Here is a 21,233-nt window from a genome sequence, read left to right on the forward strand (position 1 = left end):
CGTCCGGCACCGCTTTGGCAGCGCGCCACCGGCCTCGCAAGGGCGCAGTTCAGCGGCCGATCAGTTCCTGTGCCATGCGGTCGGCAACCTGGTCGGGCGAGACCCCCGTCTGGTCGCTTTCCTGCCAGATCTGTTCCAGTCGTCCGGGGATCAGTGCGATGCGCTTGCGGACCTCGTTGATGTCGCACGGCGCCTTGTCCCGGCGACAGAGATATTCAAGCGTTACCGAGATGATCCCGCCGGCATTGATCACATAGTCGGGGGCATAGAGAATGCCGCGTTCGGCCAGCATCGGGCCATGTTCCGGACGCTTGATCTGGTTGTTCGCACCGCCCGCCACGATCTGGCAATCGAGCCGCGCGATACCCTCGTCGTCGAGGATCGCCCCCAGCGCATTGGGGCTGAAAACATCGCAGGATACCGACATGATCGCATCGGCCGCAGCGGTGTCCGCACCGAGTTCGGCGGCGAGCGCTTCGGCGCGACCCGTGTCGATATCGGAAAGCGTCAGCCTGGCCCCATCGCGCGCCAGCAAGCGGGCAACGCCGCCGCCGACACTGCCCGTGCCCTGCAGCGCGACATGCACGCCTTCGATGCTGTCCTTGCCGAGCTTGTGCCGCACCGCGGCCTTGATGCCGAGGAAGATGCCGAGCGCGGTGAACGGGCCCGGATCGCCGCCCGCGGCGTCCTCGCCCTCGACCGGGAGGCCCGAGACATATTGCGTGCGCTGCGCGACCGCCGCCATGTCGGCTTCGGAAATGCCGACATCTTCCGCGGTGACGTACTGGCCGTTGAGCCGCTCCACCGCATCGGCGAAGGCCGCCAGCATTTCGGGCGTTTTGGCGGCGTCCTTCTGGGCCAGGATCACGGCCTTGCCCCCACCCATCGGCAGGCCTGCCATGGCGTTCTTGTAACTCATCCCGCGCGACAGGCGCAGCGCATCGCGCATGGCATCGGCGGGTTCGGCATAATGCCAGAAGCGGGTGCCGCCGGCACCGGGACCGAGATGGGTCGAATGGAGCGCGATGATGGCGGTCAGGCCGCTTTTCGCATCGCGGACTACCTCGACCAGTTCGTGGTCGTCGAAATCCGCTTCGGTCCAGAAAGCCGTCATGCAGCGAGTCCCCAAAATGCTCTGATGGACGGCCATGATAGGGGAGAATATGGGGCGATCGACGGGGTTCGAACCCGCGACCTCCGGTACCACAAACCGGCGCTCTAACCAACTGAGCTACGATCGCCACATGCCCCCGGAACCGCCCGGGAAAGGGGGGCTGTTACGCATGAGCGGGACAGCGTCAAGCCGCCTGCGCAACGGCGCGTGCCTGTTGCACAATGAAGCCGAATAGGGAAGCGAAAATCGCAACCGCCGCAGCTGTGCGCAATTTTCTTTCGCGGTTGAAGCGCGTTGCGCGCGCGCTATCGTAAAAGTGATGACGGGACCGGGCGAATCTTCGAGCGAGATGCTGCTGGCGCGCGAGGGCATGCAACGCGTGCCGAGCGACAAGATCGAGCTGTTCCAGCTGCGCGACTTCGTCCCCGTCGACCTGGGTGCCGGATTGATCCGCCTGATCGAGCAGGACCGGCGGCCCTCGACGCTCGCCGATGCGGGCGACGACCGCTATTTTCGCACCAGCGAAACCTGCGACCTCGATACGACTGAACCTGCCGTCCAGGCACTCGAAGACTTGCTTTTCGACCTCAACGGGATCGACCCGGCGCATGGCGAACCGCTGCAGGGCCAGCGCTATGACGTGGGGCAGGAATTCAAACCGCATTGCGACTATTTCAATCGCGGCGGGGCCGACTGGGCAACCTATTGCTCGGTCGCGGGCCAGCGGACCTGGACCTTCATGATCTATCTGAACGAGGTCGAAGGCGGCGGGGCGACCCGCTTCAAGGCGGTCGGCAGGACCTTCCAGCCCGAGGCGGGGAAGCTGGTCTGCTGGAACAACCGGCGGCCCGACCTGCGCGAAAACCCCAATACGCTCCATCACGGGATGAAGGTGCGCAAGGGGATCAAATATGTGATCACCAAATGGTACCGCGAGAAGCCTTGGGGCTGGTGACGCGGCTATCCGGCGCGCGGCGTTCGTCCAAAGAGAAAGGGCGGCCCCGCGGGACCGCCCTTGCGTAAACTCTTGGACTGGTTGCGCTCAGCCCTTCTTGAGCGACAGGCCGCCGAAGCGCTTGTTGAAGGCTGCGACGCGGCCGCCTTCCTGGATCTGCTTGGTGCCGCCCGTCCATGCCGGGTGGCTGGTCGGATCGATGTCGAGCGTCAGCGTTTCGCCCTCGTTGCCCCAGGTGGAGCGCGTCTGGAACTCGGTACCATCGGTCATCTTGACCGTGATCATGTGGTAATCGGGGTGACCTGCGGCCTTCATGATAAACGTCCTTCTAGCATCGGAACGGTTCCGACCGGTCCAGCTGTTGTGGGAAAGGCGCGCGCATAGCGGCGAGCGCCCGAATTGACAACCCTATTCGGGTGCGTCGGCAATCATCGCGGTGAACTGCACTTCGCAGGTCACCTTGCCATCCACGCTCGCCTTGCCGGCGAACTTGCAGACCTTGGCGCGCTTCTGCACGAATTCGGCCTTGAGATCGAGCAGCACACCCGGCGTCACGGGCGCGCGGAACTTGGCGTTCTCGATCGCCATGAAATAGACCAGCTTCCCCGAGTCCGCGAGGCCGAGGCTCTCCACCGCGAGTACGCCAGCGGCCTGCGCCAGCGCCTCGATCTGGAGAACACCGGGCATGATCGGGGCGCCGGGGAAATGGCCCTGGAAGAAATCCTCGTTGAAGCTGACCGCCTTGACCGCGTGGATACGCTCGTCGGCTACCAGTTCCTGCACCCGGTCGACGAGCAGCAGGGGATAGCGATGCGGCAGGCGCTTTAGCACCCCGACGATGTCGAAACCGGTCTCGCTCATCACCCTGCCCTTCTTGTCGTGCCTAGCGGCCGGTCGGCTGCGCGGGCTGCTGCTGCGCGGCCTGCTGGGCTGCCTGCTGCTGCGCCACGCCAAGGAGGACCTGCGACACGGTCTGCTGCGCGGACAGCGATTCCTGACGGGGCCGCCAATCGGCCGGCGGCGTGATCTGGACGCTCGGCATGCGCTGGTTGAGCGCGGCGACGAGGTCGTTGGTCACATTGACCGCTTCGGGTGCCCACTGGATAGCATCGGGGTTCAGCAACAGCTGGATATTCTTCTGCTGGATGACCTGCTGCTGGACATTCTGGTAATCGTTGATCAGCTGCTCGATGGCATAGGTCTGCGCGAGCACGATCGGCTGCGAAGCCTGGCCAAGCTGCTGCTCTTTCTGCTGGAGTTGCTGCACGACCGTAGGGTTGGCCTGCGCTTCGGCCTGGCTCAGCTGGCCATTGTTGTCGGTATCGAGGCTTTGCTGCAGCGTCTGCATTTCCTGACGCAGCGTGCGGATCTGCGCGATCTGCGCCGAATACTGCTGGTCGATCTGCTGATAGGCATTGATGCGCGCCTGGCTGCGCACGATCACGGCTTCGGGGCTGCTGGTAGCGATGCCCGAAACCTGCGCGGCGGCGGGAGTTGCGATGGCTACAGTGCCCGCAAGCGCGGCAGCAGCAATGGTCTTGGCGAAAAGTTTCATCAGAATTGCGTTCCTACGTTGAAGGAGAAGGTCTTGGTGTCGTCTCCGACCTGCTTCTTGAGCACGTGAGATACATCGATCCGGAACGGACCGAAGGGCGAGTTCCAGTTCACGCCAATGCCCACCGAAATACGCGGTGCGGGGCTGTCGCCGACGAACACTTCCTTGAAGAAGGTCCCTGCAATGACGTTACGCTCGTTTTCGGTCCCATCGGGTGCAAAGCGGTTGGTTACTGCTTGGATGATGTCGTTGCCCTCATCGTCTACACCGGGCTGCAGATAAAGCAGATTGCCGTCCCCGTCAGTGGCCTGCAAGCCATCGGGGTAATCCTGCAGAACCGGGCGTGTAACGCTGAACAGCGAGCCCACATCGAGGAAGATCGACGGACGCAGGCCCATCTCGCGCGCACCGCTGCCGAGCGGGATTTCGAGTTCGGCGCGGCCGAGGTAATAGGCCTTGCCGCCCAAGGCATCGTCCACGCGGCTATCGCTGGCGAGCGCTTCCTCGATCGTCTGCGAGACCCGCGGCGTGGCGGCATCGCCATCGTCGTCCAGGTACTGCAGGCGCACGATGCGCGGACCGACACCGCGGATGTCGAACCCGCGCATCTGCGGTTCACCGAGGAAGAAACGGTCGGTCAGGCGAACGTCGTCCTGCCCGGCTACGTTATTGTCCTCGAGGCTGCGAATCCAGCCGCCCTCGCCGGTCACCGAGAAGATGAAGCCGCCGCCGACGGGCCAGTACTTACCGGCGCGGGCGCGCGAACGGACATATTTCACATCGCCGCCGAGCCCGGCCAATTCGGTCGTCCAGCTGATCGTCTCGCCGCTTGTGGGACGCAGGCGACTGTTGAGCGTGTTGTAGTTGAGCGTGAGCCCGACGATCGAGCTGGTCCGCTGCCCGATTGCCTCGCACAGATAACGACTGGCAAGGATCGGATCGCAGGTCGCAACCCCGTCGCCATCGCGATCAGAGAAATACAGTCCTTCATCGAGCGTCACGTCGTCGTAATTGAACGTATAGCTGGCAACCGCCGAGGTGTACTCGGTCAACGGAACGCCCGCACGCAGCTGGGCGCCGGTGGTCGACTGCGCAAAGGTGGTGTTGCGCTCGTTATTGCGGAAGTTGAAGCTGTTGGTGTCGCGGCGATAGATATCGACGCCCGCCGAGATATTGCGGTCAAACACATAGGGTTCGGAAAAGCTCACCTGCGCCGATTTCGAATAGCGCGAATAGTTCAGGCTGAGGCCGACCGTCTGCCCGCGGCCGCGGAAGTTGCGCTGACGGATCGAGCCAGCAAGAATGAAGCTCTCGAGGCTGGAGAATCCAGCCGACAACTGCAGTTCGCCGGTCGCCTGCTCTTCGACATTGGCTTCGAGCACGATCCGGTCGGGGGCGCTGCCCTCGACCTGGTTGATTTCGAAGTTTTCCTGGAAATAGCCCAGCGAATTGATGCGTGCGGTCGACCGCGCGACCGACAGCGAATTGAAGGCATCGCCTTCGGCCAGGCGGAATTCGCGGCGCACGACCTTGTCCTGTGTCAACGTGTTGCCGTTGACGTCGATCCGTTCGACATAGACGCGGGGCGCTTCGCGCAAGGCGAAGGTCACGTCCATCGTCAGCGTGTCCTGGTTGCGGCTGAACTGCGGCTGGACGTCGGCAAAGGCGTAACCGAAGGTCCCGGCAAGCTCGCTGAGCTGCTCGACCGTGTCCTCGACCAGCTTGGCATCGTACCAGTCGCCGCCCTGCATCGGCAGACGCGCGGTCATCGCCTCATCGTCGAAATCGCGGATCTGCGATTCAACATCGACCGTGCCGAATTTGTACCGCTCGCCTTCCTCGACGACATAAGTGATGATGAAGTCGCGCTTGTCGGGGGTCAGTTCGGCGACCGCCGAAACCACGCGGAAATCGGCATAGCCTTCGGTCAGGTAATACTGGCGCAGCTTCTGCTGGTCGAAGGCCAGACGATCGGGATCGTAGCTGGTGTTGGAACTGAGGAAGCTGGTCAGACGCGCCTGCTTGGTCAGCATCTCGCCGCGCAGCTTCCCGTCGGAGAAAGCATCGTTGCCGATAATGTTGATCTGGCGAACCTTGGACTTGGGTCCTTCGCTGATCTCGAACACGATATCGACGCGGTTCTGCGACAGTTCGACCATCTTCGGCTCGACCGTGGCGGCGAAGCGGCCCTGGCGCTTGTACAGCTCGATGATGCGGGACACGTCGGCGCGGACCTTCGAACGGGTAAAGATCTGCCGCGGCGACAGCCGGATTTCGGGCAGCACCTTGTCGTTCTTCAGCCGGCGATTGCCTTCGAGGATGATGCGGTTGATGACCGGGTTCTCGACAATGGTGATGACCACATCGCCATTGTTGTTGACCACATTGGCGCTGGAGAACAGCTCGGTCGCATAGAGATCCTTGAGGACCTCATCGCCCGCGGCCTGCGTCCAGGTGTCGCCGGGACGCAACTTGATGTAGGACAGGATCGTCTGCGCCTCGAGGCGCTGGGCGCCGCTGACAGCGATCGTGCGCACGACATCCTGCTGGACCGCCGGGGCGGCTGCCGGGACTGCGGCAGCCTCTTCCTGGGCAAGAACCGCGGTGGGCACACCTGCAAGCATGGTGCCGGCCAGCAGGCCGATAGCCAGCCGCGCGGCAGGGTTGCGTCGCGTGGCGGCAGAAGCAAAATTAGTCATCGACAAGGAGATTCCCGTCCTCGTTACACTTACAGCAGACCCGGCTGGTGCAGCCCCCGATCCGGCATCGGGCCGCGTTGTGCGGGGCGGCCTTGCCGTCCCCTGCCCCATGCGTCCGTGGCGATCAAGCTTTGCTGCGGTCTATTGCCGGTTACCCGCTCCCTTTCCCCGGCTAATTCCCGAAAACGGGAAGCGTCACCAGATCGTTGATTGTGACGAACACCATCAGCATGAGCACAAGGGCCACACCGGCGCGGTACGCCACTTCGGTTCCACGGGGACCGACTGGCTTCCGGCGGACCGCTTCTGCCGCGTAGAAAGCCAGGTGCCCGCCGTCGAGCGCCGGAATTGGCAGGAGGTTGATGAATGCCAAGTTAAGCGAAATCAGCGCCGCGAAATTGATGAAGGCCATTGCGCCGAGACTGAGCTGTTCGCCCGAGAATTTCGCGATCTTGACCGGACCGCCCAGTTCCTGGACCGACCGTTCGCCGGTGAATATCTGGCCGATGCCGGTCACCATCATGTCGACGATGCCGATCGAGTGATCGACCGCCAGGCCAAGCGAGGCGACCACGCCCTGCGGTTCGAACTCGAAGCCCGCGGCCGCCGGTGCGATGCCGATCAGCCCGATCTTGGAGACATTGCCGAACCGATCTTCCATCTCGACACTGCGGACGGGCACGGCAAAGCTCTGCTCGGCGCCGTCCCGTTCGACGGTGATGTCGAGCGTACGCCCGGGGTAGAGCATGATCGAATCCTGCAGGTCGCGGAAGTCCTCGATCCGCTCGCTTTCGACCGCCACGATGCGGTCGCCGATCGCGATCCCCGCTGCGCGCGCAGGCGAGATTTCGGCGAATTCGGCGACGGTCAGCTGTTCTTCGGGATTGCCCGGAACCGGCTTTCCGTAAAAGGCGAAGAAACCCGCGAAGATCGCCAGCGTCAGCAGGATGTTGGTTGCCGGCCCGGCGAAGACGATCAGCGCGCGCTTCCACAGCGAGGCATGATGGAAACTTCCCGCGCGCTCTTCCGCGCTCGCTTGTGCCGCGGCGTCGGCATCAGGAATGCTCGCCGGGTTCATATCGCCCTTGAACTGGACATAGCCGCCCAGCGGCAGCGCGCTGAGCTTCCACCGCGTGCCACGTTTGTCCGTGAAGCCCCAGAGTTCCTTGCCGAATCCGACCGAGAACGCTTCTGCATGGACGCCGAACCAGCGGCCGACCAGATAGTGGCCCATCTCATGGATCGTCACCAATGGCCCCAGCAGCAGCGGGAAACCGATGACGTAGTAGAGCCATAAAGGCAGGTTCAGTTCCAAGGTCAGGCAGGCTCCAGAATGCGGGTGGCACGGGTGCGGGCGTCTTCGTCTACGCGCAGGACCTCTTCGAGGGTCCGCGGCGCTTGGGGCAGATCACCCTGATCGAGAACGCTCTCGACCAATACCGCGATGCGGCTGAACGCAATCTGACGCTTCAGGAAAGCAGCCACCGCGATTTCGTTTGCGGCATTGAGCACCGCCGGGGCCGCGCCGCCCGCTTCGGCGGCCTGACGTGCCAGCCGTGTCGCCGGAAAACGGTCCTCATCGGGGGCGAAGAAGGTCATCTCGCCAATTGCCGGCAGATCGAGCGGAGCCATGGGCGTATCCATCCGCGCGGGCCAGGCAAGGCACGAGGCAATCGGCACGCGCATGTCCGACGGCCCCAGCTGCGCCAGTGTCGAGCCATCGCGATATTCGACCATCGAATGGATCACGCTTTGCGGATGCACGACGATGCGGATGCGGTCGAGTCCGACGGGGAACAGGTGATGCGCCTCGATCAGCTCGAGACCCTTGTTGAACATGGTCGCACTGTCGACGCTGATCTTGGCGCCCATGTCCCAATTGGGGTGCGCGATCGCCTGCTCAGGCGTCACTGCGGACAAATCCTCGACCATGCGCAGCGGACCGCCGCTGGCGGTCAGCGTGATGGAGCGGACGTCCGCGATCTTGCCGCCCTGCAGGCACTGGAAGATGGCATTGTGCTCGCTGTCGACGGGTAGCAGCGTGGCCCGGTGCCGGGCGACGGCGGCGGTCATCACCTCGCCCGCGGAGACCAGCGCTTCCTTATTGGCCAGCGCGATCGTGCCGCCCTGCTCGATCGCCGCCATGACCGGGCCCAGCCCGGCGCAGCCGACGATGGCCGCCACGGTGATCCCGGCAGGACGCGCAGCGGCCTCGCAGAGCGCACTACGCCCGGCCGCGGCTTCGATCCCGCTGCCCGAAAGCGCGTGACGCAGGTCGTCGAGGCAACTCTCGTCGGCGACGACGGCAAGTTCGGCCCCAAATTCACGCGCTGCGGCAGCCAGCCCCGCGACGTTGGAATTGGCGGTCAGCGCGACGACGTTCCAGTCCCCTGGATTGCGGCGGAGGAGGTCGAGTGTCTGCTCGCCCACCGAACCCGTCGCACCGAGGATGGAGATCGACCGGGTCATTGCGCGGCACCCAGCAGGACGCCTGCGAGCAGCACGACGGGGATCATCCCGTCGGTCCGGTCGAACACGCCGCCATGCCCCGGGATTAGCTTGGACGAATCCTTCACCCCCGCCTTGCGCTTGAGCCAGCTTTCAAAGAAATCGCCCGCCTGTGCCGCCACGGCGGTGAGCGCGCCAAGGCCGAGCATCTGGCCGAACCGGGCAATATCGATGGCAGCGGCCGCATCGCCGCGCATGGCGGGGGCGACGAAATAGCTCCAGACCGCGATCCAGATCGTCGCACCGACGATCCCGCCCAGCAGGCCCGCCCAGGTCTTAGATGGGCTGATCGAAGGTGCGATCTTGGGCCCACCCAGCGTACGACCGAAGAAATAGGCAAAGCTGTCGACGAAGACGACGGCGCCGATCACGCCGACCACCAGCGGCAGCGGAAAGCGCGCCAGCATATAGCCCGCAAGCCCGATATAGATCGCACCGCCAAGGATACCGGCGAGGCGGAAGGGCACGGAGGGGGTGGCCTTCACCATCAACAGTACGAATTCGACCATGGTCGCAAGCGTGACGGCGAGGAGGAACCAGCCCAGCCACGGGGCGCCGGCGACCAATGCGCCGATTGCGAGCGCAATCATCACCACGGCGGAGACGACCCGTACGGGCAGATCTGCATTCTTGCGTACGGGCGATGCCGTAGATGTCTCAGCGTCCGCCAAAGCGCCTCTCCCTCTCCGCGAAATCGGCCAGCGCCTGCTTCAGGTGATCGGGCGTAAAGTCCGGCCAGAGGACGTCGAGGAACAGCATCTCCGCGTAGGCCGCCTGCCACAAGAGGAAATTCGACAGCCGCACTTCGCCGCTGGTGCGGATCAGCAGGTCAAGCGGCGGCAAATCCGCACTGTAGAGATGCCGGGCGATGCCCTCTTCGGTGATCTCGCCCTCGGCCGCCGCCTGCCGCGCCGCCTGGACGATTTCGGCATGCGAACCGTAGTTCAGCGCGACCGCCAGCGTGCGCGAGCCCTGCGCGGTCTGCTCCAGCGCATCCTCGAGCATTTCGACGATATCGGGCGCAAGCCCGCGCCAGTCACCGAGAATATGCAGCCTGACGTCGTTGGCGACGAATTCGGGCAGGTCCGATTTGATGAACTTGCGCATCAAGTTCATCAGATCGTCGACCTCTTCCTCGGGCCGCTTCCAGTTTTCGCTGCTGAAGGCATAGAGCGTCAGGCACTCGATCCCGGTGCCCTCGAGACCGCGCACCAGTTCGCGCACCGCTTCCACGCCCTTGCGATGCCCCATCGCGCGGGGCAGATGCTTGCGCTTCGCCCAGCGGCCGTTGCCATCCATGATGATGGCCACATGGCGGGCGCTCGCCCCTTCCCCAGTCATCCTTTCACTCCGCGTCCTGTCCGCCTTACTGCGTCAGGATTTCCTTTTCCTTCTGCGCAGCGGTGGCATCGGCTTCGGCGACATAGGTGTCGGTCAGCTTCTGCACTTCATCCTCGCCGCGCTTGCGCTCGTCTTCCGAGATCGCCTTCTTCTTCTCGTCATCCTTGAGCGCTTCCATCCCGTCACGGCGCACGTTGCGGATGGCGATCTTGGCCTGCTCGGCATACTGGCCGGCCAGCTTGGCCAGTTCCTTGCGCCGTTCCTGAGTCAGGTCGGGCATCGGCAGGCGCACGTTCTGCCCGTCGGCCATCGGGTTGAGCCCGAGATTGGCCTTAGCGATGCCCTTTTCGACCGCAGTGACATTGGCCTTGTCCCATACCTGCACGCTGAGCATGCGCGGTTCGGGCGCGCTGACCGTGGCGACCTGGTTGAGCGGCATCATCGAGCCATAGACCTCGACCATCACGGGATCGAGCAGGCTGGTGTTCGCCCGGCCGGTGCGCAGGCCGCCAAGATCGCTCTTGAGGCTTTCGACGGCGCCTTTCATGCGGCGCTCGATATCGGCTTTGTCGTACTTGGCCATGGCGGCTTCCTCTGTCTTGTCTTTGCGTTCAGTTCTTGACGATCGTCTGCACGCCTTCGCCGCTCAGCACACGGGCGAGATTGCCCTTGTCGCGGATCGAGAAGACGACGATCGGAATCTTGTTGTCGCGACATAGCGCGACGGCGCTGGCGTCCATGACCTTGAGGTCATCGGCCAACACCTTGCCGTAAGTCACGGTGTCGAAACGCTTGGCGTCCGCGTTCTTCTTGGGGTCGCTGTCATAGACCCCGTCGACGCTGGTGCCCTTGAGCAGCGCATCGCAATTCATTTCCGCCGCGCGCAGTGCTGCGCCGCTGTCGGTGGTGAAATAGGGCGCGCCGACACCCGCGGCGAAGATCACGATCCGTCCCTTTTCGAGATGGCGCTCGGCGCGGCGACGGATCACCGGCTCGCATACCTGGTCCATCTGCACCGCGCTCTGCACGCGGGTCTGGACACCAAGCTGCTCGAGCGCGCTTTGCATCGCCAGTGCGTTCATCACCGTGGCAAGCATGCCCATGTAATCGGCCTGCGCGCGGTCCATCCCCTGCGCTGCACCGGCCATGCCGCGAAAGATATTGCCGCCGCCGATGACGAGGCAGATTTCGAGGCCGGTTTCCTTCGCCTGCTTCACTTCCTGCGCGAGTTCCAGCACGAAGGCCGGATCGATCCCGAATTGCTGGTCGCCCATCAGCACCTCGCCCGAAAGCTTGAGGAGGACACGTTTCATCGTCGAAAGAGGCATGAGCGCGGAGGGATCCGTGTAGCGTAGGGGGTTGCGGGTCCTTAGCCATGAAGCAGGAAACGCGCAAAGGGAAAGCCGGGGTTCGGCGCTAGCGGGGAAAACGGCGTGCCCCGGTTCGGGCGGCAGCACGTGAGCGCGAGGAAGATGCGTCCGCCAGACACGAAAGCGGTCGCCGAACCGAAGTCCGACGACCGCTCCCGAATTCACGCGTCCCGGAAACATCGGGCGCAGGAAACTGCACAGATAAAGAACTGACGGTCCAGCCCTTTATCGTGCGCGATACACAGGATTAGCCAGCGACGGCTGCCGCGACTTCTGCAGCGAAGTCAGCTTCTTCCTTCTCGATGCCTTCGCCGAGCTGGAAGCGGACATAATCCACCAGTTCGATCTTGGCGCCGGCATCCTTGCCGGCCTGCTCGACGACCTGCGCAATGGGGGTCTTGTTATCCATCACGAAGACTTGGCTGAGCAGCGCGTTTTCCTTGGCATACTTGCCGATCGCGCCTTCGACCATCTTGTCCTGCACGGCTTCGGGCTTGCCGCTTTCGGCAGCCTTTTCCTTGGCGATCGCGCGTTCACGCTCGATCACGTCGGCGTCGAGGCCTTCAGCGGTTAGCGCCTGCGGGAATGCCGCGGCGATGTGCATGGCCAGCTTCTTGCCCAGCTCTTCGAGCTTGGCGGTATCGCCTTCGCTCTCGAGTGCGACGAGCACGCCGATCTTGCCGAGGTCGGGGGCCACAGCGTTGTGCATATAGGGCACGATCACGCCGTTGGTGACCGAAACGGTCATCATGCGGCGGACCTGCTGGTTTTCACCGATGGTCGCGACATTGTCGGTCAGCTTGTCCGAAACGGTGCCGCCATCGGGATAGGAAGCAGCCTTGAGCGTGTCGATGTCGTCACCCGAAACGCCCAGCGCGACCTGCGTGGTCTTGCGGACGAAGTCCTGGAACTTGTCGTTCTTGGCGACGAAGTCGGTTTCCGAGTTCACTTCGACGGCCACGCCCTTGGTGCCTTCGACGGCCACGCCGACAAGACCTTCGGCCGCGGTGCGGCTCGACTTCTTCTGGGCGGTGGCGAGGCCCTTGGCGCGCAGTGCGTCGACCGCGGCTTCGATATCGCCATTGGCGCCTTCGAGGGCCTTCTTGGCGTCCATCATGCCCGCGCCGGTCTTCTCGCGCAGGGCCTTTACGTCAGCAGCAGTGAATGCAGCCATGGTCGTTTCCTTCTTGGTATGGTGTGCGGGCACCGGGCCAGCTGGTGGGCGGCCCGGCGCGTAACTCCGCTTTGTGACGGGCGCATGATGGCGCCCGGTCAATCGAGGGCTCAGGCCTCGACGGTTTCTTCCGGCGGGTTTTCCATCGCGCCGACATCGGCACCCGAATCCTGCACGCTGTCACCCTTGCCGCTCTTGGCGGCATTGGCGACTGCATCACAGTACAGGCGGATGGCGCGGGCCGCGTCGTCATTGCCCGGGATCGGGAAGGCGATGCCTTCGGGATCGACATTGGTATCGAGCACCGCAACCACCGGGATGCCGAGGACGTTGGCTTCCTTGATCGCCAGGTCTTCCATGTTGGCATCGATCACGAACATCACGTCGGGAATGCCGCCCATGTTGCGAATGCCGCCGAGCGACATTTCGAGCTTGTCCCGCTTGCGGGTCAGGTCGAGCACTTCCTTCTTGGTCAGGCCCGCAGTGTCCCCCGACAGGCGCTCGTCGAGCGTCTTGAGGTACTTGATGCGTTCGCTGATGGTCTTCCAGTTGGTCAGCATGCCGCCGAGCCAGCGATGGTTGACGAAGTGCTGGCCCGAAGCGAGCGCGGCTTCGCGGATCGCGTCCTGCGCCTGGCGTTTGGTACCGACGAACAGCACCTTGCCGCCCGAACGGGCCGTCTGCTGGATGAAGTCGAGCGCGCGCGCGAAAAGCGGCACGGTCTGCGACAGGTCAATGATGTGGATGCCGTTGCGCGCGCCGAAGATATACGGCTTCATGCGCGGGTTCCAACGGTGGGTCTGGTGGCCGAAATGCGTGCCGGCCTCGATCAGTTCCTGCATCGTGACGGTAGGAGCCGCCATAAGTAAATTCCTTTCCGGTTATGCCTCTGGAAAGCTGGAACCCGAATGCGGTCATGTCCCGCGGCGGGCACCGGTCTGTGCGCCTTCCATGTGGATTTGCCCGCTACACTGCAGCCGAAAATCGGCCGAATCCGCTGCGGACCGCGCGCACTTAGCGCCGATGAGTGGGAAAATCCAGACTCGATTTGCCGCAAAAAATGCGGGGCCGAACGGGAAAACGCTTGACAGTTGAGAACAAAAAGAGAACATTGTTCTCATTCGCCGGAACCTCCGGCGGGCGCTACGGGTTTTCCACTAGATTTCCCCGGTCTGTCAACAGGCTTGTCGGCAACCGGGCAGGGAGATTTCGCGATGTTCGCATTGTTCCTCATTACCCTTCTCGCTGCCATCGGTCTAGCAACGGCGACCGTGCTCGCCGACAGCGGGCTGCGCTGGTGGTCCGCTTTCGCTCGTCTGCGGAGTGAATTGAAGGGCGCGCCCGCCCCATTGCCAGCACTGCGACCGGCCACGACTGCTGGCTCTCAGGCCGCGTTCGATCGGTCGGGTACGGTACGTTCTGCCGGCGGCAGGGTCAGCTACGCCGCTTGACCCGCGAGTAGCGCAGCAGGCTGTAAGGAAGCAGCAGGAGATACCCGGCGCAGATGGCGCTCAGCGTCCACCAGGGTTCGACCAGCAGCGCCGCGAAGGTCAGGCCCACGAATGCCAGCACTTCCAGCCGTATCCCGCGCCGCGGACGCAGCGAGGTCCAGCTCGGGGTGGCCATGTTGGAAATCATCAGCAGCGCAATGACGGTCAGCCAGATGCCCACCAGCAGCGGATGGCGCAGCACGTCGAGACCGGTGGCCATCCACAGATAGAACGGTGAAAAGGCGAGCCCCGCCCCGATCGGTGCGGGAACGCCAGTCAGGAAGCCAAGCGATTTGTGCGGCTGCTCGGACACATCGATCTGCGCATTGAAGCGCGCAAGGCGCAGCGCGCAGCAAATCGCGAACGCCAGCGCGGCAAACCAGCCGAGGCGCGGCTCGGCCACCAGCGACCACAGGAAGATGATGATTGCCGGTGCAGTACCGAAGCTCAGCGAATCAGCGAGACTGTCGAGCTCCGCACCGAACCGCGACTGCGCCTTGAGCGCGCGCGCGATCCGCCCGTCGACCCCGTCCAGTATCCCGGCGATGATTACTGCCACCACTGCAGCAGACCAGTTCTCGTCGATCGCGAACCGGATCCCGGTCAGGCCCGAACACAGCGCGGCCGCGGTGATCGCATTGGGGATCATCGCGCGCAGGGTCAGCGCCCGCGTGTGCACCTCGGTGGGTTGTTCGTCTTCCGTCGCCTTGGGACCGAGGCGGGCTCCGCCGTCCGGGTCGGCGCTGGGAGCGGTCACTGCGACACGCCCTCGATCAGCCGCTGCGAACCGATTTCGGCCAGCACGGTTTCACCCGCGATGACCTTCTGGCCGAGCAGGACGCGGGAATCGGTCCCGGCAGGCAGATAGACATCGACCCGGCTGCCGAAGCGGATCAGGCCGATCCGCTGGCCCACGCCGACACTGTCGCCGGGCTTGACGAAGGGCACGATCCGCCGCGCGACGAGGCCGGCGATCTGCGTGAAGCCGATCTTCTGCCCGTCCATCCGTTCGATCAGGACGTGCTGGCGTTCGTTTTCCTCGCTCGCCTTGTCGAGACCCGCGTCGACAAAACTGCCGGGAATATAGACCACGCGGCGCACGGTCCCGGCGATCGGGGTGCGGTTGATATGGACATCGAACACCGACATGAAGATCGAAATACGCGTGACCGGGCCCGGCTTCAGCCCGGCATGGCCGCTGCCATCGTCGATCATCAATTCCTCGGGCGGTTCGACTTCGGCGATCAGCGACACCAGGCCATCGGCCGGGGCGACGATCAGATTGTCGTCCTGCGGCACCACGCGCTCGGGATCGCGGAAGAACGCGAACACGCCAAGCGACAGCAGCAACAGCGGCCAGCCAATGATTTCCCAGTCGAGACCGATCAGGAACACAAGGCTGACCAGCACCGCGATGACGCCGAACTTGCGACCTTCGGGATGGATCGGGGGCCATGACCAGCGAACATCGCCGCGGCCACGATTGTCGAGTAAATCACCTGCCATGTCGGCCAAGTAGGGCCTGCGGGCAGCAGTCACAAGATGTTATGCCACCTTACGCACGAACACCGCACCCGCCGAATAGCCCGCGCCGAAGCTGCAGATCAGCCCCGTATCGCCCGCGGCAAGGTCTTCATTATGCTTGTGGAACGCGATGATCGAACCCGCGCTCGACGTATTCGCATAGGTATCGAGCACCGTCGGGCTCTCGTCGGGCGTGGCCTCGTGGCCCAGCACACGCTGTGCGATCAGCCGGTTCATCCCGGCATTGGCCTGGTGCAGCCACAGCCGCCTCAGCGCCTGCGGTTCGATGCCCAGTCGCTCGGCTTCGGTGACGATCATCTCGGCCACCATCGGGACGACTTCCTTGAACACCTTGCGGCCTTCCTGGACGAAGAGCTTGTCCGGCTTGCCCTCACCCTCGGGCGAAGCGCGGTTGAGGAAGCCGAAATTGTTGCGGATGTTGTTCGAGAACACGGTCTTCAGCCGCGTGCCGAGAATGTCCCAATGCTGCTTGGGCGCCACAGCGACATCCTCGACCAGCACCGCCGTGGCCACATCGCCAAAGATGAAATGGCTGTCACGATCGCGCCAGTTGAGATGGCCACTGGTAATCTCCGGGCTGACCACGAGCACGCTCCTGGCATTGCCCGAGCGAATATAGTCGGCCGCGGTCTGGATGCCGAAGGTCGCCGAGGAGCAGGCGACATTCATATCGAAGCCGAAGCCGTCGATGCCCAGCGCCTGCTGGATTTCGATCGCCATCGCCGGGTAGCCGCGCTCCATGTTTGACGCCGCGCACAGCACCGCATCGACATCCGCAACATCGCGCCCCGCCCGCTCGAGCGCCTGCCGCGCCGCCTTCACGCCGATTTCCGCCATCACCGAAAGTTCGTCGTTCGACCGCTCGCGCAGCCGCGGTGCCATGATTTCCGGATCGAGGATGGGCGCCTTCGTCATCACATGGCGCGCCTTGATTCCGCTCGCCTTTTCGATGAATTCGACCGAACTCGGCTGAAGCGCTTCGACTTCCCCCGATGCAATGGCTTCCGCATTGTCGGCATTGAATATCTCGACGTAGCGATTGTAGCTTTCGACGAGCTCTTCGTTGGTGATGGTGTCTTCGGGCGTGAACAGCCCGGTGGAGGAGATGACGGGGCGCCCGGTCAAATTGCTATCGTGACTCATGCCGGCTGGTTAGTCCGGCTCCGGCCATCCCGCAAGTTCCGGTCCCGCCCGAGGTGCAGACATGCCTTGGCATCGCCGCGGGCACCCGATAGTGCTGACGACATGCAGGATACGCAGCCTTCGCGCCCCCGCAACTTTTGCGATAGCTGCGCCATTCGCAACCGGGCGATCTGCGCCGAGCTGGACGAACGCGAGATAGACCTGCTCAACACCATCGGGCGGCGCCGCACCCTGGCAGCGGGCGAACAGCTGATGTGGGAAGGCGACGAGGCGGTGCTGGTCGCCAATGTGATCGAGGGCGTGCTCAAATTGTCATCGCACTCGGCCGACGGCAAGGAGCAGATCCTCGGCCTCGTCTATCCCTCCGATTTCCTCGGTCGGCCCTTCGGGGAAACCTCACCTTATGGCGTCGAAGCGCTGACCGAGGCGCAGATCTGCGTGTTCGAACGCGCGGACTTCGACCATTTTGCGCGCGAACATCCGCGCCTCGAACACAAATTGCTCGAACGCACGCTCAGCGAACTCGACCGGACCCGGCGCTGGATGCTGCTGCTTGGCCGCATGAATGCCGAACAGAAGGTCGCCAGCTTCCTGATCGAAATGGCCGACCGGCTGGGCAACGGCGTTGCGGGCGCGCAGACCAGCCTGCTTCTGCCCGTGTCACGACAGCAGATCGCCGATGTGCTCGGCCTCACGATCGAAACGGTCAGCCGCCAATTGACCCGCCTGCGCAGCGCAGGCGCGATCGAACTCCCCTCACGGCGCGAAATCATCCTGCGCGACCGCGCCGACCTCGAACTGCGCGCAGGGTAACGCCGATCACGCGGATTGCCGCCGGAAATCCCGACGACGTCAACGGATATGAGAGTTTCGGAAAGGGTGGCGGTGGTGGCAGGGCTTGAATCGAACCTAGCAATTAACGTTTTGAAATCAATTTAGTACTCATAGGCAGCGTAAACTCTACCCCACACTCTCCCCCACATTTTTGTTCATATAAGTGTAGTTCGGTTCAGCTTTTGAGCTTTGAAACTGAATTTTTCGGGGCTTGGTAGAGCGCCTTTCCTTCTTATCCCAGCCCGTTCGAAGTGCCAAGAAGCACTACCTCAAAAGAAGCTCTTTGCTGTTCCACACCAGCGTACCAGCATCTGGGAATGGGTCTATGAACGCCCATCCCCATTTCTTGGTATTGACGTATACGGGCTCCGCTGAATCACTGTGCCCAATGAGCGAGTTTTGCGGATGAATCATGGTCAGCAGGTGCAACCATTCCAGCGACTTGCTAGGAACTGACTGATGAAGACCGATCTCGATCACCTGCCCCCGCAAAAACAGCGCGAGCTGGAACGCGTCGTTCAGCTGATCTTCGAAGAGTTCGAGGATGCCTTCGCACTGGCTAAGCACGACTGGAAGAAGGCCGGGCGTATCCTCAAGGTCATCCTTTACGGAAGCTACGCACGCGGTACCTGGGTCGACGAGCCGCATACCGCCAAAGGCTACCAGTCGGATTATGATTTACTGATCATCGTCAATGACAAGCGGCTCACCGACAGAGTGAAATACTGGGCAAAGGTCGATGACCGCCTGATGCGAGAATACGGCGTGACGGGCACGCTCCACACGCCGGTAAATTTCATCGTCCACACCTTGCAGGAGGTGAACGACGGTCTCGCCCATGGCCGCTATTTCTTCATGGACGTTAAGCAGGATGGAGTCGCGCTCTACCAGTCGGACGACACCGAGCTGCATACGCCTAAACCCAAGACTCCCGACCAAGCGCTAGCAATGGCGCAGGAGTATTTCGACGAGTGGTTTCCAACGGCTATCCAGCGCTTTGAACTCTCGAAACTTGGCAGGGAGCGAGGCTTCCTCAAACCCGCTGCCTTCGACCTTCATCAAACTTCCGAGTTTCTCTATCACTGCGTGCTCCTGGTCTGCACGTTCTACACACCCCACGTGCACAATCTCGGGTTCCTTCGCACCCAAGCTGAGCGCATCGATCCTCGCCTCACCTACGTCTGGCCACGCGATACGAAGCGAGACCGCGCCCGCTTTGAGAAACTCAAAGAAGCGTACGTGAAGGCGCGCTACTCAAAACACTACCGGATCACGAAAGAGGAGCTTGAGTGGCTCGGCGAGCAGGTCGAAGAGCTGGGCCGCGTCGTCCACGAAGTGTGTTCTGAGCGATTGGAAAAACTCAAAGCCGAGACCGGGAACGGTTCTTAGACAATTGCTATCTTGGCTCGAGATTCGTCAAGATTACGGAGCGCTGAGCACATTTGTCTGTTCTGTTTCTGGAAAAAGCGGCAGGGTTTTGTCGTCAAAACCGGCCTCCCCCGCCTCCCGGGTAATTTCATAAGGCCCGAGCGCCTCGACGATCCTTGCCGTGAGTGTCTCGACCGCTTCGCGCCGGTTGAACGCTCTCGTTGCTGAAAGCACATCGCGGAGCGCGTAGGTCTCGACCGTACCGAGTGCAGCCCCGATCACATAGGTAAGTTCAGTATCGCTAGGTCGAATCAACATTCTTGCAGTTAGAACATAACAGGAACTAATTGCCAATGCGAAACTTCTACCCTGCTGCCGATTGACAGTAAAACATGCTCGCGGCAGGCGCTTTGCGATGTGCAATCTCTACCGAATGACGAAGGCGAACGACGAGGTCGCGCGCTGGTTCAATGCAGCCGATCAACTGGGCAATGCCAACTTTGGGGACGAAGTGTTTCCGGGATATCCCGGTGCTGTGATTGCAGATGGCAAGCTCTCGCAGATGTCCTGGGGTTTCCCGTTGTCGCTCAAAAGCAAGCGCACCGGCGAGCCGCTCAAACCGAAGCCGGTCAACAACGCTCGCACCGACAAACTCGACAGCTACATGTGGCGCTACAGCTTCGAGGAACGCCGCTGCCTCATTCCGTTGACGGCATGGGCGGAAGCCGAGGGCACACCGGGAAGCAAGACGCGCACCTGGCTAAGCCGTCCCGATAGCGAGTTGTTTGCAGCCGCAGGGCTGTGGCGCAACAGCGACGAATGGGGTCTCGTCTACTCGATGTTGATGACCGACAGCGCTGGCATTGCTGCGGAATGCCATTCGCGGATGCCGGTACTGCTGGAGCAAGACGACTGGTCGAAATGGACCAACGGCTCGACAAGAGAGGCGCGCAGTCTCTGCAAGCCATGGACCGGTGAGCTTGCAATCGAACGGACGGATCAGAGCTGGTAGAAGTGCATTCCGACTGCACGCCTGCCGTTTTTGGTGCGCTGTAATCGCTGCGCTCGCTTCGCGACATCATTGCCACGCATTTGCAACGAAGCTGCATCGCGTGCTGTTCAGATAAAGTGTCCGTGGACGTTTGGGGTGGGTAGGAAATAGGATGGCGAGATAAAAGCACCGCCGTCGGTCGGGGTGCAGGTGGTTGGTTTCGCTGATGATTTGCCGACGGCGCTGATGTTGCCCTGCTGGCGCTGCCCTATGAAATCCTTTTGTTTTCAATGCAGAGAGCGACGGCGCCTCCCAAATCGAGCAAGTATCTTGGCAAATGAGCCTTTGAGATGAGATCCGCATTCGTCCCCGAAGACACGTTGGGATACACTTTACCCTAAGTTGCCAGAAGAGCGGCGCGCCAGCGCACCAAAGGCTGCCCCAGCGTAAAAACGTCATGTGGCGCGCCAGCTCTCAATAGAGCGATACTCGCTGTCGATGGCGGGCCGGTCTGCTCCCCTCCATGATCCCCCAGGTCGGTCCGTCATCACCCGATAGATGAAAGGACCGACCGGCATGCCTTCTGCAGGCACGACAGACCATCTTCGCGAGCAACGACAGCGTCAGTCGATAGAACCGATAGCGATGCGGGTGCCCGAGGCCTGCCGCTATCTCGGGATCGGGCGCAGCACCCTCTATGTGCTCATCGGTGAAGGCGAGATAGAGATCGTCAAGCTGGGCAGTTCGACGCTTGTGCTGACTGCCAGTCTCCGATCGCTGGTTGAGAGACGGCGGAAGAATTCAGATGAGCCGACTGCAGAAGCTGTGCAATGACCATGCATCCTGATCTCATGAAGGCCATCGTACTCGCCGCCATCATCAGGATGCCGGACCACTCGAAGCGTCAGCTGGTGTCGACGGTTCAGCAGCGACGCGAGAAATCCGAAGATGCATTGGCAGCCAGCGTGGTCGTGGAACTTTCGCGGCGCTCCTAGTGCACTCGAGCTATGTCGGCTTCGCGCCCCAATATTGGACATTTGATCGGTCTCGTCGCGATCCTGAAACCTGCCACTGGACTAGGTAGTAGCTGAGGGCGGCTTCGTGCCCTCAATTCGGAAATCGGAGATACAAATGCCGATCTCGAAA

General features: G+C 62.5%; 23 protein-coding genes and 1 tRNA gene. 6 read left to right on the top strand and 18 right to left on the bottom strand.

All coding sequences use genetic code 11. The annotated features are described in order from the left end of the window. Positions 1-49 precede the first annotated feature (49 nt). Positions 50-1,114 (bottom strand): Leu/Phe/Val dehydrogenase, encoded by a 1,065-nt coding sequence (locus V6B15_RS07830; RefSeq protein ID WP_334200704.1) that lies wholly within the window; start codon positions 1,112-1,114, stop codon positions 50-52. Between the two features lie 50 nt (positions 1,115-1,164). Further along, a tRNA-His gene (locus V6B15_RS07835) sits at positions 1,165-1,241 on the bottom strand. Between the two features lie 192 nt (positions 1,242-1,433). On the opposite strand from V6B15_RS07835, the gene V6B15_RS07840 reads away from it, so the two are divergent. Next, positions 1,434-2,069 carry a prolyl hydroxylase family protein gene (locus tag V6B15_RS07840; protein ID WP_334200705.1) on the top strand — a complete coding sequence of 212 codons (636 nt, stop codon included), beginning with the start codon at positions 1,434-1,436 and terminating at the stop codon, positions 2,067-2,069. An 87-nt stretch (positions 2,070-2,156) separates the two neighbouring features. Here the strand turns inward: V6B15_RS07840 and rpmE are convergent, their stop codons facing one another. From rpmE to V6B15_RS07915, 15 genes are all read right to left on the bottom strand, one after another. Further along, complete coding sequence (gene rpmE, locus V6B15_RS07845; protein ID WP_253516775.1) at positions 2,157-2,384, bottom strand: 50S ribosomal protein L31; 228 nt, start codon at positions 2,382-2,384, stop codon at positions 2,157-2,159. Between the two features lie 93 nt (positions 2,385-2,477). After that, positions 2,478-2,930 carry a 3-hydroxyacyl-ACP dehydratase FabZ gene (gene fabZ / locus V6B15_RS07850; protein WP_320180479.1) on the bottom strand — a complete coding sequence of 151 codons (453 nt, stop codon included), beginning with the start codon at positions 2,928-2,930 and terminating at the stop codon, positions 2,478-2,480. Between the two features lie 22 nt (positions 2,931-2,952). Next, entirely contained in the window at positions 2,953-3,624 is a 672-nt protein-coding gene (locus V6B15_RS07855) for an OmpH family outer membrane protein (protein ID WP_334200706.1), read from the bottom strand. Next, on the bottom strand, positions 3,624-6,323 hold the full coding sequence (gene bamA / locus V6B15_RS07860; RefSeq protein ID WP_334200707.1) for an outer membrane protein assembly factor BamA: 2,700 nt from the start codon (positions 6,321-6,323) through the stop codon (positions 3,624-3,626). The genes V6B15_RS07855 and bamA overlap by 1 nt, the downstream gene beginning before the upstream one ends. Before the next feature lie 172 nt (positions 6,324-6,495). After that, the gene (gene rseP / locus V6B15_RS07865) at positions 6,496-7,638 is read right to left on the bottom strand and encodes an RIP metalloprotease RseP (protein WP_334200708.1); all 1,143 of its coding nucleotides are present in this window, start codon (positions 7,636-7,638) and stop codon (positions 6,496-6,498) included. A 2-nt stretch (positions 7,639-7,640) separates the two neighbouring features. Then, positions 7,641-8,792 (bottom strand): 1-deoxy-D-xylulose-5-phosphate reductoisomerase, encoded by a 1,152-nt coding sequence (dxr, locus tag V6B15_RS07870; protein ID WP_334200709.1) that lies wholly within the window; start codon positions 8,790-8,792, stop codon positions 7,641-7,643. Continuing rightward, a complete protein-coding gene (locus V6B15_RS07875) occupies positions 8,789-9,421 on the bottom strand; it encodes a phosphatidate cytidylyltransferase (protein ID WP_334200710.1) in 633 nt (210 codons plus the stop codon). The genes dxr and V6B15_RS07875 overlap by 4 nt, the downstream gene beginning before the upstream one ends. A 67-nt stretch (positions 9,422-9,488) precedes the next feature. Further along, positions 9,489-10,172, bottom strand: a complete 684-nt coding sequence (uppS, locus tag V6B15_RS07880) for a polyprenyl diphosphate synthase (RefSeq protein ID WP_334200711.1) — start codon at positions 10,170-10,172, stop codon at positions 9,489-9,491. 25 nt (positions 10,173-10,197) lie between these two features. Next, complete coding sequence (frr, locus tag V6B15_RS07885; RefSeq protein ID WP_263606529.1) at positions 10,198-10,755, bottom strand: ribosome recycling factor; 558 nt, start codon at positions 10,753-10,755, stop codon at positions 10,198-10,200. Positions 10,756-10,783: 28 nt separating this feature from the next. Then, complete coding sequence (gene pyrH / locus V6B15_RS07890) at positions 10,784-11,500, bottom strand: UMP kinase (protein ID WP_253516796.1); 717 nt, start codon at positions 11,498-11,500, stop codon at positions 10,784-10,786. A 289-nt stretch (positions 11,501-11,789) separates the two neighbouring features. Beyond that, positions 11,790-12,716: a translation elongation factor Ts gene (gene tsf / locus V6B15_RS07895; protein ID WP_334200712.1), complete on the bottom strand. Its 927-nt coding sequence runs from the start codon at positions 12,714-12,716 to the stop codon at positions 11,790-11,792. Positions 12,717-12,826: 110 nt separating this feature from the next. Continuing rightward, on the bottom strand, positions 12,827-13,579 hold the full coding sequence (rpsB, locus tag V6B15_RS07900) for a 30S ribosomal protein S2 (protein ID WP_253516799.1): 753 nt from the start codon (positions 13,577-13,579) through the stop codon (positions 12,827-12,829). A 571-nt stretch (positions 13,580-14,150) separates the two neighbouring features. After that, positions 14,151-14,963: a CDP-alcohol phosphatidyltransferase family protein gene (locus tag V6B15_RS07905; RefSeq protein WP_442969009.1), complete on the bottom strand. Its 813-nt coding sequence runs from the start codon at positions 14,961-14,963 to the stop codon at positions 14,151-14,153. Then, positions 14,960-15,712 (bottom strand): phosphatidylserine decarboxylase, encoded by a 753-nt coding sequence (locus V6B15_RS07910; protein WP_334200713.1) that lies wholly within the window; start codon positions 15,710-15,712, stop codon positions 14,960-14,962. Before V6B15_RS07910 ends, V6B15_RS07905 begins: the two co-directional genes overlap by 4 nt. 39 nt (positions 15,713-15,751) lie before the next feature. Next, entirely contained in the window at positions 15,752-16,894 is a 1,143-nt protein-coding gene (locus tag V6B15_RS07915) for a beta-ketoacyl-ACP synthase III (RefSeq protein WP_334200714.1), read from the bottom strand. A gap of 102 nt (positions 16,895-16,996) precedes the next feature. Here V6B15_RS07915 and V6B15_RS07920 point away from each other — a divergent pair, with 102 nt between their 5' ends. Then, positions 16,997-17,707, top strand: coding sequence for a Crp/Fnr family transcriptional regulator (locus V6B15_RS07920; protein ID WP_334200715.1), 711 nt, complete (start codon positions 16,997-16,999; stop codon positions 17,705-17,707). 480 nt (positions 17,708-18,187) lie between these two features. Next, positions 18,188-19,117 carry a HEPN domain-containing protein gene (locus V6B15_RS07925; RefSeq protein WP_253517017.1) on the top strand — a complete coding sequence of 310 codons (930 nt, stop codon included), beginning with the start codon at positions 18,188-18,190 and terminating at the stop codon, positions 19,115-19,117. A gap of 33 nt (positions 19,118-19,150) precedes the next feature. Here V6B15_RS07925 and V6B15_RS07930 read toward each other — a convergent pair whose 3' ends face one another. Beyond that, on the bottom strand, positions 19,151-19,414 hold the full coding sequence (locus V6B15_RS07930; protein ID WP_119512566.1) for a hypothetical protein: 264 nt from the start codon (positions 19,412-19,414) through the stop codon (positions 19,151-19,153). Between the two features lie 97 nt (positions 19,415-19,511). On the opposite strand from V6B15_RS07930, the gene V6B15_RS07935 reads away from it, so the two are divergent. The 3 genes from V6B15_RS07935 (at position 19,512) to V6B15_RS07945 (ending at position 21,082) form a co-directional block, all read left to right on the top strand. Beyond that, positions 19,512-20,108 carry an SOS response-associated peptidase gene (locus V6B15_RS07935; protein WP_119512567.1) on the top strand — a complete coding sequence of 199 codons (597 nt, stop codon included), beginning with the start codon at positions 19,512-19,514 and terminating at the stop codon, positions 20,106-20,108. A gap of 555 nt (positions 20,109-20,663) precedes the next feature. Further along, a complete protein-coding gene (locus tag V6B15_RS07940) occupies positions 20,664-20,921 on the top strand; it encodes a helix-turn-helix domain-containing protein (RefSeq protein ID WP_119512644.1) in 258 nt (85 codons plus the stop codon). A 2-nt stretch (positions 20,922-20,923) separates the two neighbouring features. Beyond that, positions 20,924-21,082 (top strand): hypothetical protein, encoded by a 159-nt coding sequence (locus V6B15_RS07945; RefSeq protein WP_334200716.1) that lies wholly within the window; start codon positions 20,924-20,926, stop codon positions 21,080-21,082. The last annotated feature ends 151 nt before the right edge of the window (positions 21,083-21,233 follow it).

Origin of the sequence: Qipengyuania sp. Mu-71 (assembly GCF_036867055.1) — a bacterium.
In the GTDB taxonomy this organism is placed as follows: domain Bacteria; phylum Pseudomonadota; class Alphaproteobacteria; order Sphingomonadales; family Sphingomonadaceae; genus Qipengyuania; species Qipengyuania profunda.